General features: G+C 72.2%; 14 protein-coding genes, 2 tRNA genes and 1 pseudogene. 7 read left to right on the plus strand and 10 right to left on the minus strand.

The features are described from left to right. Positions 1 to 9: 9 nt before the first annotated feature. Positions 10 to 837 carry an alpha/beta hydrolase fold domain-containing protein gene (locus AC067U_RS23760; RefSeq protein WP_478831762.1) on the plus strand — a complete coding sequence of 276 codons (828 nt, stop codon included), beginning with the start codon at positions 10 to 12 and terminating at the stop codon, positions 835 to 837. Here AC067U_RS23760 and AC067U_RS23765 read toward each other — a convergent pair. Further along, the gene (locus tag AC067U_RS23765) at positions 834 to 2,480 is read right to left on the minus strand and encodes an IS200/IS605 family accessory protein TnpB-related protein (protein ID WP_478831763.1); all 1,647 of its coding nucleotides are present in this window, start codon (positions 2,478 to 2,480) and stop codon (positions 834 to 836) included. The two genes, AC067U_RS23760 and AC067U_RS23765, sit on opposite strands and share 4 nt — an antisense overlap. Before the next feature lie 335 nt (positions 2,481 to 2,815). Then, positions 2,816 to 3,322, minus strand: coding sequence for a MarR family winged helix-turn-helix transcriptional regulator (locus tag AC067U_RS23770; protein WP_478831764.1), 507 nt, complete (start codon positions 3,320 to 3,322; stop codon positions 2,816 to 2,818). Positions 3,323 to 3,434: 112 nt separating this feature from the next. Between AC067U_RS23770 and AC067U_RS23775 the strand changes: the two genes are divergently transcribed. Continuing rightward, a complete protein-coding gene (locus tag AC067U_RS23775) occupies positions 3,435 to 3,998 on the plus strand; it encodes an NADPH-dependent FMN reductase (protein WP_478831765.1) in 564 nt (187 codons plus the stop codon). Between the two features lie 27 nt (positions 3,999 to 4,025). On the opposite strand, the gene AC067U_RS23780 is transcribed toward AC067U_RS23775, so the two are convergent. Then, a complete protein-coding gene (locus AC067U_RS23780; RefSeq protein WP_478831766.1) occupies positions 4,026 to 5,297 on the minus strand; it encodes a M20 metallopeptidase family protein in 1,272 nt (423 codons plus the stop codon). Positions 5,298 to 5,518: 221 nt separating this feature from the next. Here AC067U_RS23780 and AC067U_RS23785 point away from each other — a divergent pair, with 221 nt between their 5' ends. The 3 genes from AC067U_RS23785 (at position 5,519) to AC067U_RS23795 (ending at position 6,662) form a co-directional block, all read left to right on the plus strand. Further along, positions 5,519 to 5,860, plus strand: coding sequence for a hypothetical protein (locus AC067U_RS23785; RefSeq protein ID WP_478831767.1), 342 nt, complete (start codon positions 5,519 to 5,521; stop codon positions 5,858 to 5,860). A gap of 120 nt (positions 5,861 to 5,980) precedes the next feature. Continuing rightward, positions 5,981 to 6,598: a bifunctional DNA primase/polymerase gene (locus AC067U_RS23790; protein WP_478831768.1), complete on the plus strand. Its 618-nt coding sequence runs from the start codon at positions 5,981 to 5,983 to the stop codon at positions 6,596 to 6,598. Continuing rightward, a tRNA-Lys gene (locus AC067U_RS23795) sits at positions 6,589 to 6,662 on the plus strand. Before AC067U_RS23790 ends, AC067U_RS23795 begins: the two co-directional genes overlap by 10 nt. Before the next feature lie 86 nt (positions 6,663 to 6,748). Here AC067U_RS23795 and AC067U_RS23800 read toward each other — a convergent pair. Further along, positions 6,749 to 8,011, minus strand: a complete 1,263-nt coding sequence (locus AC067U_RS23800; protein ID WP_478831769.1) for a M6 family metalloprotease domain-containing protein — start codon at positions 8,009 to 8,011, stop codon at positions 6,749 to 6,751. A gap of 326 nt (positions 8,012 to 8,337) precedes the next feature. Between AC067U_RS23800 and AC067U_RS23805 the strand changes: the two genes are divergently transcribed. Further along, positions 8,338 to 10,137 (plus strand): putative bifunctional diguanylate cyclase/phosphodiesterase, encoded by a 1,800-nt coding sequence (locus tag AC067U_RS23805; protein WP_478831770.1) that lies wholly within the window; start codon positions 8,338 to 8,340, stop codon positions 10,135 to 10,137. A 76-nt stretch (positions 10,138 to 10,213) separates the two neighbouring features. On the opposite strand, the gene AC067U_RS23810 is transcribed toward AC067U_RS23805, so the two are convergent. The 3 genes and pseudogenes from AC067U_RS23810 to AC067U_RS23820 form a co-directional block, all read right to left on the minus strand. After that, positions 10,214 to 11,908, minus strand: coding sequence for a glycosyl hydrolase family 18 protein (locus tag AC067U_RS23810; protein WP_478831771.1), 1,695 nt, complete (start codon positions 11,906 to 11,908; stop codon positions 10,214 to 10,216). 276 nt (positions 11,909 to 12,184) lie between these two features. After that, a pseudogene (locus AC067U_RS23815) lies at positions 12,185 to 12,469 on the minus strand (alkanal monooxygenase); the annotation flags it as partial. 154 nt (positions 12,470 to 12,623) lie between these two features. Beyond that, positions 12,624 to 12,785, minus strand: a complete 162-nt coding sequence (locus AC067U_RS23820; RefSeq protein ID WP_478831772.1) for a hypothetical protein — start codon at positions 12,783 to 12,785, stop codon at positions 12,624 to 12,626. A 239-nt stretch (positions 12,786 to 13,024) separates the two neighbouring features. Between AC067U_RS23820 and AC067U_RS23825 the strand changes: the two genes are divergently transcribed. Continuing rightward, complete coding sequence (locus tag AC067U_RS23825) at positions 13,025 to 13,783, plus strand: IclR family transcriptional regulator (RefSeq protein WP_478831773.1); 759 nt, start codon at positions 13,025 to 13,027, stop codon at positions 13,781 to 13,783. A gap of 204 nt (positions 13,784 to 13,987) precedes the next feature. Here AC067U_RS23825 and AC067U_RS23830 read toward each other — a convergent pair. From AC067U_RS23830 to AC067U_RS23840, 3 genes are all read right to left on the minus strand, one after another. Beyond that, a tRNA-Lys gene (locus AC067U_RS23830) sits at positions 13,988 to 14,061 on the minus strand. 56 nt (positions 14,062 to 14,117) lie between these two features. Then, complete coding sequence (locus tag AC067U_RS23835) at positions 14,118 to 15,224, minus strand: AI-2E family transporter (protein WP_478831774.1); 1,107 nt, start codon at positions 15,222 to 15,224, stop codon at positions 14,118 to 14,120. Between the two features lie 104 nt (positions 15,225 to 15,328). Further along, positions 15,329 to 16,180: a DMT family transporter gene (locus AC067U_RS23840; protein ID WP_478831775.1), complete on the minus strand. Its 852-nt coding sequence runs from the start codon at positions 16,178 to 16,180 to the stop codon at positions 15,329 to 15,331. Positions 16,181 to 16,257: the final 77 nt, after the last annotated feature.

Consider the following 16,257-nt stretch of genomic DNA (forward strand, 5'->3'; position numbering starts at 1 on the left):
GGAGGGCTTGTGCGGTTCGCGCTGGACGCGCTGCTGGCTGACGTTCCCGCGGAACAGGTGGACGAGGCCCGTGACTTCTACCGGTCGCGGGTGGCGGGCCGTGGCCCGGCCTCGCCGGAGGAGCTGGAGGAGGCGCGCGCGAGGCTGGGGTCCGTGCTCCGGGCCACCGATCCGCCTGCCGTCGAGGAGACGGTCGAGGTCGCGGAAGGGCGCGTCCCGGTGAGGATCTTCACTCCGGTCGGCGGTCCGCCGCGGGGCGTCTACCTGGACATCCACGGCGGCGGCTTCTTCATGGACTCCGCGGCGCGGGGGGACGAACGCAACCGCGCGCTCGCCGAAGCCCTGCACGCCGCCGTCGTCAGCGTCGACTACCGGCTGGCCCCCGAACACCCCTGGCCGGCGGCACCCGACGACTGCGAGGCGGTGGCGCTCTGGCTCGTCGAGGAGGCCGATGCCCGCTTCGGCACCTCCCGGCTCGCGATCGGCGGGAGTTCCGCGGGTGCCACCCTCGCCCTGGCCACCCTGCTCCGGCTGCGGGACAGGGGCGGCGTCGGCCGGTTCACCGGCGCCTCGCTCCAGTTCGGCACCTACGACCTGAGCGCACGCACCCCGGCCGGCCGACGCATCGCGGACGAGTACTTCATCCAGGCGTACGCCGGCCAGGCCGAAGACCGCACGGTGCCCGACATCTCTCCCGTCTACGGCGTGCTGCGCGGGCTTCCCCCCACGCTCCTGGTCGTCGGGAGCCAGGACGTGCTGCTGGAGGACAACCTGGCCCTGGCGAGCCGGTTGTCGGCGGCCGGCAACGACGTCGAGCTCCGGGTCTACCGTTCCTAAAGACTGAGTGGGAGTGGGTCCTGTTGCCAGGCTCTGTGCTCAGTCGTGTGCCCCGAACGGTGTTGGGCACGCTGGTCTCCCGCTTTCGCTCCGCGTCCGGGCCCGGCGCATCGTGTGCGCGGTCCGGGGATGCGGGGGCGGGTTTCCTCGCGCCCAGGGGCGTCCGGTCGGGCCTGGACGGTCCGATGCCCATCACGATCGCTCTGGTCGTGATGGGGCGGTGCCGTCCGTCGCCGGACCGGGTGTCCCTGGGCGCGCCTGCCGATCGCGATGCTCGCGGCATCGTGACGGCTGGTCTTGCGGTGGGTGGTGGTGAGGGGTTTCTGCCAGTGCTGGGCGCCCCACTTGCTGGTGTATGCGGGGTCGACGGCGATGACCGTGATGCCGGTGGCGTCGGCCATGGCGGTCAGGCGGGCGCGCAGGCGGCCGGTGGGCATGCCGGAGATCACCTGCCGGAAACGCTTCCTGCGGCCGTGCTTCTCGCGGGTCTTCTCCGCCGCGAAGTCCAGGTCCTCGACCGCGATCGCCTGCACGCCGCAGGACTTCGCCCAGTTCAGCAGCCGGGACAGGGCGTGGCGGACCTGCGCGTCCCGGTGCTGGGCGCTACCGGTGAGGTCGTATAAGAACCTGCGCGGCGCACCGATGGGGTTGCCGTGCACGTCCAGACGCCAGGCCGCCAGGTGGTCGGCGTTGGTGTCCACCCCGATCACCCCGTGCGCGAGGGCGGCCTGGATCGGGATGGCCGGGGTGGGCGGGTACTGCCAGGATGCGGTCAGGTACCAGCGGCCACGGTCGACGTCGTGGTGGATGCGGTAGGCCACCGCCCGGTTGGCTTCCACGCGGTCGGTCCACTCCGTGCCCCGGTGCGGGAACGTGATCCGGCAGGCCAGGACGTACCGGCCGTGCCCAGCGTTGGCCAGATGGGCGAGCGGAGCGGGAAGCTTGACCGACACTTCGCCGTCGGGGGTGACCCGGATCGTCTCGTTCCCGAACCTCTTGCCGGACTCCCCGTCGGCCTGCAGGAACCAGCGCGCCGCCTCCCACCGCTCCCGCCAATCCGCCTCGGTCAGCCGGGCGGCATCGAGGTGATGCCGGGTGCCCAGCAGGCGCTTGCCGCCCCGCACCACACCCACCCGGCCCGCTTCACGGCCGGCCTGTACAGCGGTCAGCCGGTCTTCCAGCACGTGCAGGCGCCGTGATTTCGCGTGCCACTCCTGCCGGCTGCGGTAACCGCCCGGAGCGTGCTTGGTGCCCTTTCCGCCGACCGGCTGGGAAAGGCGGTGTGTGATCGTGCTGATGCCGGCTTCCAGGTTCCGAACGTGCGCCGTCTGGCCACGCCGGGCCAGCGCCCACTGATCATGCGTGGCCTTCGTGATCGCCCCCGCCCACCGCGACGACGACACGGCCGTCAGCTCCCGCTTGCGGGCCGCCCACGTACCGGCGGAGTGCTCAAGGCCGTCACGGCAACGGGCCGCGAGGTCCCTCGAGGCGAGCGAACCCAGGTGCGCGCCAACCAGGGCCAGCACCTCCTCGTCCCGCGGCCTCAGGCCCTTCAGCCGGGTCCGGACCGCGACGCCCGTGGGCCCGGGCGCGACGAACGGCGCCGACAACTCCCGCAGCCCACTCACCACCCTGTCACCCACCCCGGCATCAAAGCACCCGTCCCCCCACCCAACGACCACCGCCGATAAAGGTCACCCATTCGATGCAAGAACTGTCGTTCCCGCTCGGCGTCAATCCACCGCCACGGACGCGCCACTCACTCGTACACACCAGAACACACTCACACCCAGCCACAACACAGCAGTTCCAACCCCGAGTCGCCCCACGGCTTCACCGGCCACCCCACGTCCATGGCCGGGACGGCACTCGCTGACGTCGAATCCTGGCTGCGCGACCGGTTCGGGCAGCCGTAGGGGCCGACCGCGTCAGCCGAGGGACAGCCGGGCAGCCCCAGGGCGCCGGGGGCCCCGCCCCGTCAGCCGCGCCAGGGGGCCGTGTCCTCGAAGGCGGTCATGATGGTGTCGCCGAGGCGGGCCAGCGCCTCCAACTGGTCGGGGGTGAGGATGTCGATCAGGTGCCGGCGGACCGATTCGACGTGCAGGGGGGCCGCCTCCTCGATGACGGCGAGGCCCGCGCCGGTCAGCACGACCTCGGCGCCGCGGCCGTCCGCGGCCACCTCTTCGCGGCGCACCAGGCCGCGCTGCTCCATGCGGGTCAGCTGGTGGGAGAGCCGACTGCGGGACCACAGCATCAGTTCGGCGAGGCCGCTGATCCGGCGGCGCCGGTCCGGGCTGCGGCTGAGCATCGCCAGGACGTCGTAGTCGGCTTCGGAGAGCCCGCTGTCGCGGCTGAGGTCGCGCGCGATAGCGGCGTTGACCAGGGGGACCATGCGGCGCCAGGACAGCCAGGCGCGCATTTCGGCCTCGTCGAGCCAGCGCGGCTCGGGCTCCGGGCCGGACGGAGCGTGGGGGGTGTCGCTCATGGGCCCACTCTAGCGAGGTAGGTGATATGTCATCTAGATGGTTGACACGTCATCGACTCCGGGGTTTTATTGGTGACACGTCAACTATCCGCATCCGATCAAGGGGCTTGCCATGTCGCGCCTGCTCGTCGTCTCCACCAGCACCCGCCCGGTCTCCACCGGCCGCCCGCTCTCCGCCTGGATCACCGGCGTCGCCGAGCAGCACGGCGGCTTCGAGGTCGTCCCGGTCGACCTCGCCGACATCAACCTGCCCCTCCTGGACGAGCCCGCGGCCCCCGCCTCGGGCGAGCCGTACGTGCACCAGCACACCAAGGACTGGAGCGCGCTGATCGAGTCCGGCGACGCCGTGGTCTTCGTGATGACGATGTACAACGGCAGCTTCGCCGCGCCGCTGAAGAACGCCGTCGACTTCCTGTACCGCGAGTGGCAGGGCAAGCCGATCGGCCTGGTCAGCTACACCGCCGGCCCGACCGGCGGAGCCCCCGCCGCCGACGCCATCGCCGAGGTGCTCGGACGGATAGGCGCCCGCGTGGCCGAGAACCGGGCCGCGGTGCCCGGTATCTACGGCCTCGTCGGAGACGAGGGCTTCACCGCGCCGGAGGGCCTGGCCGGCCAGCTGACCGAGCTCCTCGACGAGCTGGCCAAGCTCGCCACCGAGCAGCCCGTCGGCTCCTGAGCCGCCCCTCCCCCTGACGGGTGCCGCTCAGCGCGTGACGAGCAGCCCGGCCAGGTGGTCGTAGGCGACGTGCGCGTGCAGCCGGACCCCGGTGACCAGCGTGCCGTCGTCGGCGTAGAAGCCCGGATGGTGGTTGCGGACGATCCCGCGGCCACCCGGTTCCGGCACCGCCTCGCCGTGCTCGTCCAGCACGGAGTCCTGCACGCCGAGCATCACGTACAGGCCGCCGAACCGGCCCACGAGCTCGGAGACGTCGTCGTAGCCGAGGGTGCCGCCGGTCTCGACGAGCCGGCCTGCACCGGCGACCCGGCGCAAGGTGGGCAGCCCCGCCGTCACCCAGGCCGCGCTGTTGTGCACGGGGGGCACGTCCTGCAGGTAGGCGACGGCCGCCGTGCACCCGTACGCGCGCGCCGTGTGCTCGGCGAGGACCGCCAGCCGGGCCCGGACCTCCGCCATGTCCTTCTCCTCCGCGCACCGGACGGTGCCCCAGAGGGTGACGGTCTCCCCGATGACGTTGAACCGGCCGACGTCCTCGATGTGCCCGATGGACACGGTGACCGGCGTGAACGCGGAGACCTGCCGGTAGAGCTGGCCGATGCCGGTGAGCAGCGCGCCGACCGCCGGCATCGGGTCGATACCGTGCCAGGGCGTGGAGCCGTGCGTCTGCTTCCCGTCCACGGTGATGCGGACCAGGCTGGACGCGGCGTACTGGTTGCCCACCCGGTACCCGACGTGCCCCTTGGGGTGCGGGGTGACGTGCATCCCGAAGGCCATGGTGGGCACGGGGTCGTCGAAGGCGCCCTCGGCCACCATCCGGCGGGCCCCGCCCTCCTCGTCCACCGGCGGCCCCTCCTCGGCGGGCTGGAAGACGAACAGCACCGTGCCGGGCAGCCGGTCCCGTACGCCGGCCAGTACGGCGGCGGCGCCGAGCAGCATGGCGGTGTGGCAGTCGTGCCCGCAGGCGTGCGAGACGCCCGGGACGGTGGACGCGAAGGCGGTGCCGCAGCGGTCGGGGACGGGCAGCGCGTCGACGTCGGCCCGGAGCGCGACCACCCGGTCGCTCCCCCGGCTGCCGCCGGTGGCACCCCCGGGCAGACCGCCGCGCAGCACCCCGACCACACCGTGGCCGGCGATGCCGGTGCGGACCTCGTCGAGGCCGAGGCCGCGGAGCACGTCGGCGACGGTCCGGGCGGTGCCCTCCTCCCGGTTGGACAGCTCGGGGTGCCGGTGCAGGTGGTGGCGCCAGGCGATGACCCGCTCCGCGGCCCCGGCGGCCAGGCGGTCCAGCTCTTCGTACATCCGCACTCCTTCTCGTGCCCGGTCCCGCGGCCAGTCCGTGATCCGTCGCCCGTCCGTCCGTCCGGCTGTCCGGCTGTCCGGCTGTCCCTCCGCGGAGTCCTCCTGCCCCGGGGGGCCGCCCCGGTACTCCCCCGTCTCGCACTTCGGGCGGTCTTGCGCGGCGTTGGACAATGGAGGGTGGCCCGGAAGGACCGGGGGACCGCGAGCGCAGGAGGACACGCATGGCAGAGCCCGAGCGGACCGAGCGGAGGCTGCGGCCCGCGCCGCTGCTCTTCGAGCCCTCGGAGGCCGCCGCGGACCCGGAGCACTTCTTCGATCTGGAGTCCATCGACGACCCGCGGGAGCTGCTGGTCCGCGCCACGGAGCTGGCGCTGGCGTTCCGGGCCGCCCAGGACCGCGCGATGGAGTTCCAGGCGGTGGCCGCGGCCCAGCTGGCCGATCCCCGCCGGTTCGACCGGCTGTCGGCGGCCGCGATCGCGGAACGGGCCGAGTGGACCGAGGACTACGCCCGCAAGATGATCGAGTTCGGCGAGGACCTGCTCAAGGGCCACCCGGACGACTGACCGCTCCGGGACCGGGCTCCTGGCATATGCGTCGCGCAACATACTCCACCTCGGGGCCCAGCGCGGCCATTTCGCATAACTCCGCGAAACCGGTTGCGCACGGCGGGTACACCTGAATGCATGACGACGACGCTCACCACGGACCGCGACCGTCCCGCCCTGGCACCCGCGCGGGTCACGCAGACCACCCAGGTCACCCCGGAGGGTGCCGCATGGCTCGCCTCCGCGTCGGCATACCCGCAGAGCACCCTGTCACTGTGGCGGCAGCGGCCCACCGCGCCCGCCGTGCTGCCGTGCGGGACCGCGTTCGACATCGTCAACGTCCCCGTCGTGTTCGGACGGCGGCTGCTGGACCTGCTGTGGGGCGAGGGGCCCGGCTCCGGGCCGGTGGCCGTGCACCGGGGCCGGATGCTGCTGTTCGCCGCGCCCGGCACCGCCCAGCGGCTGCCCGCCCTGCTGGACTGGGAAGAGTGGAGCGATTCCGTCCCCGCGCCGCTCTGCCACGGCCGGGGCGACGCGGTGACCGTCCCCGCCCTCACCCCGCCGGCGGGCCCCTCCCGCTGGCTGGTGGCCCCCGACACCCGCGCCCCGTGGCTGCCCGGGCCCGAGGCACTGCTCTGGGCCTGCGTCCGGGCCGCACGGGCCGCGTCCACCGGCTCCACCGCCGACCTGCGGGTATCGATTTTTCCTTCGGCGGATCGGGATGCTAATGTCTACGACGTCAGCAGGCGCCGCTAGCTCAGTTGGTTAGAGCAGCTGACTCTTAATCAGCGGGTCCGGGGTTCGAGTCCCTGGCGGCGCACCGACGGAAGAAGCCCCTCGCAGCAGCGAGGGGCTTCTTCGTTCTCCCGGCACGTCCGGCGCGCGGCACGTCCGGCGCGCGGGACCTCAGGTGGTGATCTTCACCGTGTACGCCCCGGACGGGGTCCGGTCCGCCACCTCGATCGTGATCCGCTCACCCGGCACCGTGTACGTCTCCCCCACCTCCAGCGGGGCGTCCGCCAGCGGCGGGTACACCGACCGGTCCCAGCACGCCTCCGTCCTCGGGTGCCCGTCGAGCACCTCGATCGGGCCGCCGCCGGACGCCGCCTCGTTCCGGACCCGGTAGACGAGCACGCCCTGGGTACAGGTGTCCCCGTCGTTGCCGGCCGAACCCCGGGCCTCGACCGCGATGGCGCTGCCCGGCCCGGTACGGACCACCGCCAGCCGGGTGCCGCCGGTGCCGCCGCGCGGCACCGCCTCCGCCAGCGGCTCCAGGGTGTGCAGGGAGGAGCCGCTCTGTACGCAGTCCACCTGGTCGGCGGCGAGCCAGCCCAGCTTCCACTTGTGCCAGGCGAAGAGGTCCGGGGCCATGCCGAACTGGCTGCCCATGACGTCCCAGTCCCCGACGTAGGTGTCCCAGTCGCCCTTGCCGTCCGTCGGCCGGTGGTAGAGGTCCGGCAGGTCGAAGACGTGGCCGGTCTCGTGGGCGAGCACGTTCCGGTCCGGCGGGTGCTGCTCGAACACCGTCACGATGCGCCGCAGCTCCGTACCGTCCGCGCGGATCGGCCGGTCGAAGTTGACGACCTTGGTGGCGTCCGAGTCCACCCCCGGGGCGTCCGGATCGGCGACGAAGTAGACGACGTCGTAGGTGGAGAAGTCGATGACCCGGTCGGCGGCGGTGACCGCGTCCCGCAAGTAGGCCGCCCGGTCCTCCGGGTCCCAGTCACGCTGTATGCGGTACTCGGTAGACGGCTTCGGCATCCGGATCCACTCCTTCTGCGGATGCGCGGCCAGCTGGAACCTGCCGTACGAGGCCCGCTCGAAGAACTCGCCGGTCGCCGGGAAGTAGTCGGCGGTCAGCTCCCGCGTGGTGACCTTCGGGACGGCGTCCGGGAAGGACAGGAAGACCATGACCGCGTCGAGGGTGCGTTCCGGCTTGGGGTAGGCCCGGTTCCAGGTGTCCAGGCCCACCGAATGGTGCGCGGCCGTACGGGTGAGCGCGCACGGGCCGGCGCCGGTGTCGGCGACCGCGGGCCCCGCGACGAGAGACGTGGCGGCGAACGCCGTCAGGGAGGTGAGGGCCGCCGCCGCACTGCGCATGCGACGGTCCACTCCCCCGGGTGTCTGCTGTCGCGGCACATCGACCTCCGGTGGGGGGATTCGATCCATCCCAACCACCTTGCGGGGATTGTCCTACTTATGTCCTGTTCCGCTGCCCCACCCGAGTGAGCGGCGGTGCCGGACCCTCTCGCACACGCCCGAACGGAAGATTACGAAGCGTCACGACCGATCACGCCCGCGCCCGCTGCGTTCAGAGCCGCGCAGAAACGATCGGGCGGTGCACGGGCCCCTCCGGCCGACCCTCCGTCAGGAGGCCGTCAAGACGCCGAAGCGCCCCGCCCGGGACGGCGACGCCGCTGGATAGGGCCTCCCGGCTGCCTCTATGATCGGCACACTTTCCTGCGCGGACATCACGAGCACTGCGGGAGCGAACGGTGGGCGGAACCTCAGAAGGAACCGGTTCGGCGGCCGAGAGCATCCGACCGACCACTACGGAGCGTGAACTGCGCGACTACCGTGCGGCCTTCAATGCGGCCCATCTCCCGATGGCGGTCGTCGACCGGGACGGCTTCGTCGTCGCCGCGAACGAGGCCCTCGGCGGGCTCCTCGGCGCCGAGCCGCACGAGCTGGTCGAGCAGTCCGCGGCCGAACTCGTCGACCTGGCAGCCGAGGCCCGGACCTGGCAGGCGTACCGCGAGGTGCTGCGCGGCCGCCAGGCCAGGCTGCGCTGCACCCGCCGGCTCAAACACCCCGACGGGCACACCCTGTGGACCGAGGTGACCCTCGGGCCGGTCCCCGGCACCCGGGACGTGCTGCTGTCCGTCGCGGACATCAGCGACCGGCGCGATCTGCAGGCCCGGCTCCGGCACCTGCAGATGCACGACCCGGTGACCCGGCTGCCCAACCGGGCGCTGTTCTTCGAACGACTGTCCGCCGCCCTGGAGGCGTCCTCGTACGAGCACGGCGGCACCGGCCGCATCGGGCTGTGCTACCTGGACCTCGACGGGTTCAAGGCGGTCAACGACACCCTGGGCCACCGGGTCGGCGACCGGCTGCTGACGGCGGTGGCGGCCCGCCTCACCCAGTGCGCCGACCAGTCCGGCTACGGACGCACCGGAGGGCACCTGGTGGCACGGCTCGGCGGCGACGAGTTCGCGCTGCTGGTGGAGGACTCCACCGGCACCGAGGAGCTGGCCGACCTGGCCCGGTCCGTACTGGCCTCCGTCCAGGAGCCATTCGACCTGGCCGGGCAGCGGCTGTCGGTATCGGCCTCGATCGGCGTGGTGGAGCGGGCCGCGGCCGGCACCTCGGCCACCTGCCTGATGCAGGCCGCCGACACCACGCTGTACTGGGCGAAGGCGGACGGCAAGGCCCGCTGGACGCTCTTCGACCCGGAGCGCAACGCGCACCGGATGACGCGGCAGGCGCTCTCCAGCACGCTGAGGCCCGCCGTGGAGCGGGGCGAGTTCACGCTGGAGTACCAGCCGCTGGTGGACCTGGAGAGCGGGGCCGTGCGGGGCGTGGAAGCCCTGGTGCGGTGGAATCATCCGCAGTTCGGATCGCTTGCGCCGAATCGGTTCATCGGAATTGCGGAAGAGGACGGCTCGATCGTCCAGTTGGGTCAGTGGGTGCTGCGGACGGCGTGCCGGCAGGCCCGGCGCTGGCAGATCGAGCACCCCAGTGATGCCCCGGTGTTCGTCTCGGTGAACGTGGCGGTCCGGCAGGTCTGGGACTCGGACCTGGTGGGCGACGTAGCGGAGATCCTCGCGGAGACCGGCCTGGCCCCGCAGCTGCTGCAGCTGGAGCTCACCGAGTCGGCGGTGATGGGCTCGGCCGGCCGGCCGTTGCAGGCCCTGCAGGCGCTGAGCGACATGGGCGTCCGGATCGCCATCGACGACTTCGGCACCGGCTACTCCAACCTCGCCTACCTCAGCCGGCTGCCGGTCTCGGTGCTGAAGCTGGACGGGTCCTTCGTCCGCGGCTTCCGCTACGAGGAGGGCACCCACCCCAACCCGGCCGACGAGACCATCGTCGAGGCCCTGGTCCAGCTCGCCCACCGGTTGGGGCTGACGGTGACCGCCGAGTGCGTGGAGACAGCCGGCCAGGCGGCCCGGCTCCGGCGGGTCGGCTGCGACACCGGCCAGGGCTGGCTGTACTCGCGCGCGGTCGCCCCCGAGCGCATCGCCGAGATGATCAGCGGGCGTTCCGGGGGCGGCCGGGCCGGCGCGCCCTGAGGCGGCGGGGGCCCGGACGGGCGAACCCGCCCCTGCCGGCGGGCAGGGGCGGGTCGCTCGGCGCGAGGTGGGGGGATCAGCAGGCGCCGAGGTCCTGCCAGACGCCCCATTCACCGGTGGTGCCGGGCGTCTCGTTCTGGGTCCACCACTTGGCCTTCCACTTGCGGCCGTTGTGGGAGACCTCGCTGCCGCCGTTGTAGACGGTGCCCGCGACGTAGGCCGGGAGGCTGCCGCAGCCCGTGGTGGGCGGCGTGGTCGGCGGGGTCGTGGGCGGGGTGGTCGGCGGCGTGGTGGGGGGTGTGGTGGGCGGCGTGGTCGGCGGGACCGTGGTGCCGCCGAGCGCGTCGTTGATCTGGCCCAGCAGGGTGGCGTTGTCGTCCAGGCCGAGCAGGGAGTACATCATCGCGCCGGCCAGGCCGCGCTGCTTGCCGTAGGCGACCCGCTCCTGGACGGACTTCTGGTTCAGGCCGGTGAAGAACTCGCCGTCCTTGTAGAAGTACGAGGACTTCGACCGGTCGTCCCAGAAGGTGGTCGCCGGGTTGTCGACGATGCCGCCGAGCTCCTTGTAGTGCGCGATGCCGGCCTGCTGGCTGAGCGGACGGGCACCGGAACCACCGGTGGCCGGCTGCGCGAGGCCGTTGGTGGTGCCGGCCGGGACGCCCTTCCAGCCGCGGTAGTAGAACTCGTAGCCCAGGGTCAGCTTGTTGGCGGGGAAGCCGCCGGTGATGCCGTAGGCCGGGTTGCCGTCGATCCAGGAGTCGATGGCGTTGTCGATGCTGTACTTCTCGGTGCCCGGCGCGATGGGGTCGGTCGGGTCGGCCGCGGAGGGGTACAGCGGGGACTGGTGGTACGTCGGCCCGTCGCCGTCCCAGGCGCCGTGCATGTCGTACGTCATGATGTTGGCGTAGTCCAAGTACTGGCCGATCTTGTCGGTCTCGATGTACTTGATCTTGTCCTGGCCGGCCGGCAGGGCGGCGGTCAGCAGGTACTTCTTGCCGCCGTTCGCCGCGCCCTCGGCGTCGAGCTGCTTGCGGAACTCCTGGAGCAGCAGGGTGAAGTTCTGCTTGTCCTCGGGGCCGTAGTGGTTGCCCAGGTGGCCGTTCGGGGAGCCGGGGTACTCCCAGTCGATGTCGATGCCGTCGAAGATGCCGGCCGCGGTGCCGGGGCCGCCGAAGCCTCCCTCCACCGGGAGGTCGCCCTTGATGTACTGCTTGATGCAGGAGGCGACGAACTTCTTGCGGGAGGCGTCGGTCTTGGCCGCGTCGTGGAAGTACTTGGAGTACGTCCAGCCGCCGATCGAGATGTTGATCTTCAGGTGGGGGTACTTCGCCTTCAGCTCCTTGAACTGGTTGAAGACGCCCACGATCGGCTGGTCCCACTTGTCGGCGACGCCGTCCACGCTGTCGGCCGCACCGAAGGACTTCTGGTAGTCGGCGTAACTGTCGCCCGCACCGTCGCCGGCATTGGGGTTGTTGTCGTCGCCGGCCGCCTTGTTGGCCTCGAAACAGGTGAGTTCGGTGGGGTGGATGTTGCCGAACGAGTAGTTGATGACATCCAGCTTGCTCGCGATGCCCCGGGTGTCGAGGTGCTTGGGATAGAAGGCGTTCCCGTACACGCTCCACTGGTCGTAATAGGCGATGCGCACCCCGCCTGCGGCGGTGGTGGAGGCGTCCGCGGCCTGGGCGGTGCCGAGGCCCGCGAAGCCGGCCAGCGCTCCGGCGGCGAGCGCGGCCGTGGCGGCGGCCGCGACGAGGGGTTTACGGATGTGCATGAACAGCCTCCGGAGGTGGGAGGGGAGGACGTGGGGAGGATGTGACAGCCCGGGTGGGAGAAGTGATAGCGATCACCGCATGACCGCGTCAATGGTTTGCACCAAAGAAGGACTAGACCACTCGCGGCGCAATTTCCCAGGTAGAAGGACTGGGGGCACAACGAAAACCGCCCGCCACCCCCGGTGACGAGCGGTTTAAGACTCCCTTGAGGAAGCCCGGCGCAAGGTTTTGGCAACAAACCAGCCAAACTCCAGCCGAACGCAGTTCATCCTCCGTCAGCCGCCGGTCACTTCCGCTCCGGCCATCCCGTACGCATCTGCGACGAGCTCGTACGAGCGCAACCGGGCCGCCCCGCCGTGCACGTTGACGGTCGGCATCAGTTCGTCCGCGCCGCTGCGCGCGGCCGGCGCGTCCGGCCCGGCCCGCACCCGGTCCGGGGTGCCGTGCGCCACGCCCGCGAGCCGGCCGTCGACGAACTCCCGCTCCGCCGGGGAGAAGGAGTACGCGGCGGCCTCCTGCGGGGTCGGGACCAGCCCGGGGCGGCCGGTGCGCTGCCGGAGCGCCGGTTGCATCCTTGACCGCGGTCACCGTGGACGGGACCGACGGCAGGACACGGGACCACTTCACCCGCGCGTCACCGATCTTCGGCAGCGACAGGTCCCCGCCGGGTGCGATCTTCCGGCGGGCATCGGTGGGTGCTGCCGCCGCCCACGGTCAACAGGTCCAGTACCGAGAGCGGGACCGGGCCATACCGCGGGCTGCGCCGCAGATGCCGTCCCGGGGGCGGCGTCCGGCGCGCTCGCCCGCGCCGTCCTGGACACCCTCCCGGACGCCGTCCGGGAGGCCGCCCCGGATCCCGTCCCGCTCGTCACTCATCGTCGCTCCCGCCGCAATGGCTACCGCCCGGTACGGCGCACGAAGAGCTCGAACAGGGGGTGGGTGCCGGGCATTCCCGGCGAGTCGGGGCACTGCCCTTGACCTTGGCATATGCCAATGGAGTAGATCCAGGCCGTAGCGTGTGATCGAGCCATCAATCTCATCAACAGGCGCTCCACGTGGGCCTCTTGGTGGCTATCGTGGTAGGGCAAGCGGTAACAACCTGCTAGGGGGAAACCGTGGCGCTGAAGCCCGAGCCGACCGCGCCGTTCCACTCGGTGCAGTACGCCCTGCGCGTGCTGGAAACGATCGGACGGCACCCCGGTGGCGTGACCGATACGCAGATCGCCCGCGAGACGGGCCTGCCGGCCGTCCACCTCGCCCCCATGCTCCTGATGCTGCGCCGCGAGGGGTACGTGCTCCAGGTCTCCGACGGCGCCTACGCGATAGGCGACTCCCTGGTGCTCCTCGGCTCCGGCAGCGACCGGCAGCAGGCCCTGCAGACGAAGCTGCAGGACACCCTGGACCGGCTGCGCGACTCGGTCGGCGCCGCCGTCTACATCAGCCGTTACGTGGACGGCGAGGTCAGGATCACGCAGTTCGCGGACAGTCCCCGCACCCCCAAGGTGCACGAGTGGGTCGACTTCCGCTCCGCCGCGCACGCGAGCGCGGTCGGCAAGTGCCTGCTGACGCAGCTCGACGTGAACGGGCGGCGCGACCACCTCTCCCGGCACAAGATCGCCCGGCTGACCTCCAAGACGATCACGAGCGAGCGCGTGCTCTTCTCCAAACTGGACAGCCAGCCGGCCACCGTCCCCATGCTGGACCTCCAGGAGTACGCGGTGGGCACGGTCTGCGCGGCAGTGCCGATCACGGCCGGAGCCGCCGTGGGCTGCCTGGCGCTGTCGATGCCCGTGGAGCACGCGCACCGGCTGCGGGCCGCGGCGGACGCGCTGAACCGGAAGGCAGCCCCACTGCTGCTGTCGCTGACGCTCTGAGTGGCCCCGCCCAGCCCTGACTGACCCGGCGGCGCCGAGTGGCTCCGAGAGGTTCCGGGTGGAGGTGCCGGGTCCGGCGTGCGGCCGGTCCGCGCCGCCTCGGCCCTTGCGCGGGAAGGCCGACGGAGGCCTGGGAAAGCCAGGAAAAGCCGGGAAAGCACTCAGGGCGGTTCCCGGTGAACCGGAAACCGCCCTGAGATCAGGTGCGCCGCCAGGGACTCGAACCCCGGACCCGCTGATTAAGAGTCAGCTGCTCTAACCAACTGAGCTAGCGGCGCCTGCTGACAAAGAAAATACTACCTGGTCCCGAGGGGTGCTCGTGACCACCTCCGGTTCACCTCCCGGCCGCCTCCGCGGGAAGGCCGGTAGGGCCGGCATCCGGCGGCGGGGACCGGCGCAGGGAGGTGCGGACGGCCCAGACGACGGAGACCACGGGGACCGCGACGACCGCGCCGACGATGCCCGCGGCGGTGGCGCCGGCCAGCACCGAGATCGCCACCACCAGGGGGTGGAGGCGGACCGCCCAGCTCATCACCAGCGGGTGCAGCAGGTGGCCCTCGATCTGGCCGATGATCACGATCAGGGCCAGGACGAGGGCGGCGGTCCACGGGCCGTTCGCCGCGAGGGCGACCACCGTCGCCACCGCCAGGGCCACCGGCGAGCCCACCAGCGGCACGAACGCGGCGAAGAACTCCAGCAGCGCCAGCGGCACCGCGAGCGGGACCCCGAGCAGGTACAGGGCGACCCCGACCAGGATCGCGTTCGTGGCGGCGACGAGGACGATGCCGTGGGTGTACCCGGTGAAGGTCCGCCACGCGGCCCGCCCGGCCGTGTCCCAGCGGGGGCGGGCCCGCACCGGCAGCTGGGCGCAGAACCAGGCCCAGTGGCGGTGCCCGGAGTGGATGAAGAACACGGCGGAGAACAGGGCCAGCGCCAGCACGGCCAGGACGTGCACCAGGGTGCGGCCGCCGCTGAGTGCGGTGCTCAGCAGCGTCGACCGGTGGGTGGAGACGTACTCCCCGATGCGGGCCTGGAGGCTGGTGAGGGCGTCCTCGCCCAAGTGGAACGGCGGCCGCGCCAGCCAGTCCTCGATCCGGTCGAGGCCCACCCGGAACTCACGGATCAGGGTGGTGCTCTCGCCCGCCACCGCCTCGCCGACCAGGGCGAGCACGCCGAGCACCAGCGCGATGCTGCCGAGCAGCACGATCGCGACGGCCGCCGCGCGCGGCACCCCGCCGCGCACCACGAGGTCGGCGGCCGGCCGCAGCATCGCCGTGATCACGAGTCCGAGGAAGAGGCCGGTACCGATCTCGTGGAAGCGGCCGAGCACGGCGAAGACCGCGTAGACGGCGGCCCCGACGACGAGCAGCCGCCAGGCGTGGGCCGCAGCGGAGCGCAGCGGGCGCGAGACGTGCGGTTGCGGTTGCGGTCGCGGTCGCATGCCCTTCCCCGTACCACCGGGGCTCCCCCGTGCCACGGTCCGGTCCGAGGATTGCTCCGACCGGGGGTGGAGCGCCGGGCGGGAAGGGCGGGAGCGGAACGCCGTCAGACGGGGTCGTCCGTGCGGGCCAGGACCAGGACGCCGGCGGCCACCAGGGCCACCCCCGCCAGCTGCGGCACCAGCCACCACCCGCCCCGCACCTGCTCCTCGTACAGCAGCACTCCCAGGACCAGGCCGGTGCAGGCGTCGCCCAGGGTGAGGGCAGGCTGCGAGGCGACCAGCGGACCGCCCTGCATGGCGTTCCCGAAGAGCAGCAGTGCGGAGATGCCCGTCACCACCATCGCGTACGTCGGCCAGCCGGTCAGGAAGGCCTGCCACCCGTCCTCGTCGAAGTCGTGCACCGCGGACTTCATCAGCGCAGCCGTCAGCGCGTAGCAGAGGGCGGTGGCCAGGCCCAGGCAGACCGCCCGGATCCGGCCCGGCGGACGGCGCAGCCCGGCCGCGGTCAGGGCCAGGACGGCGCCGCCGCCCGCCACCAGCGTCGGGATCCAGCGGTCCATGGGTACGTCCGTGCGGTTCCCGGTGGGCGAGAGCGCCGCCAGTGCCAGGCCGAGCCCGCCCACCACTCCGGCCACGGCCGCCCACTGCGCGCCGGGCAGTGGCCGTCGGGCGAACAGTGAGGCGATCAGCAGGGCCAGCGGCAGTTCCAGCACGAACAGCGGCTGTACGAGGGCCAGCGCGCCCGTGGCGAGGGCCGCGGCCTGGCCCGCGCCGGCGGCGATCACCGCCAGGATGCCGAACAGCCAGACCGGCTTGCGGACCAGGTCCAGGAACAGCCCGGGCCGGAAGCCCTGGCTCTGCGGCACGGTCAGCGCGGCCCGCCGCTGCAGCACGGTGGCCAGGGCGTTGCTGCACGCGGCGAACAGCGCGAAGACGACCGGCACGACGAAGCCCATGCGCCGATCCTGACCGGCCCGGCTCCGCCCGGCACCCCGACACGCCCCCGGCCGTATCGGCCCGCGCTGTCCGTGGA

It is taken from the genome of Streptomyces sp. NPDC043853, assembly GCF_056436025.1.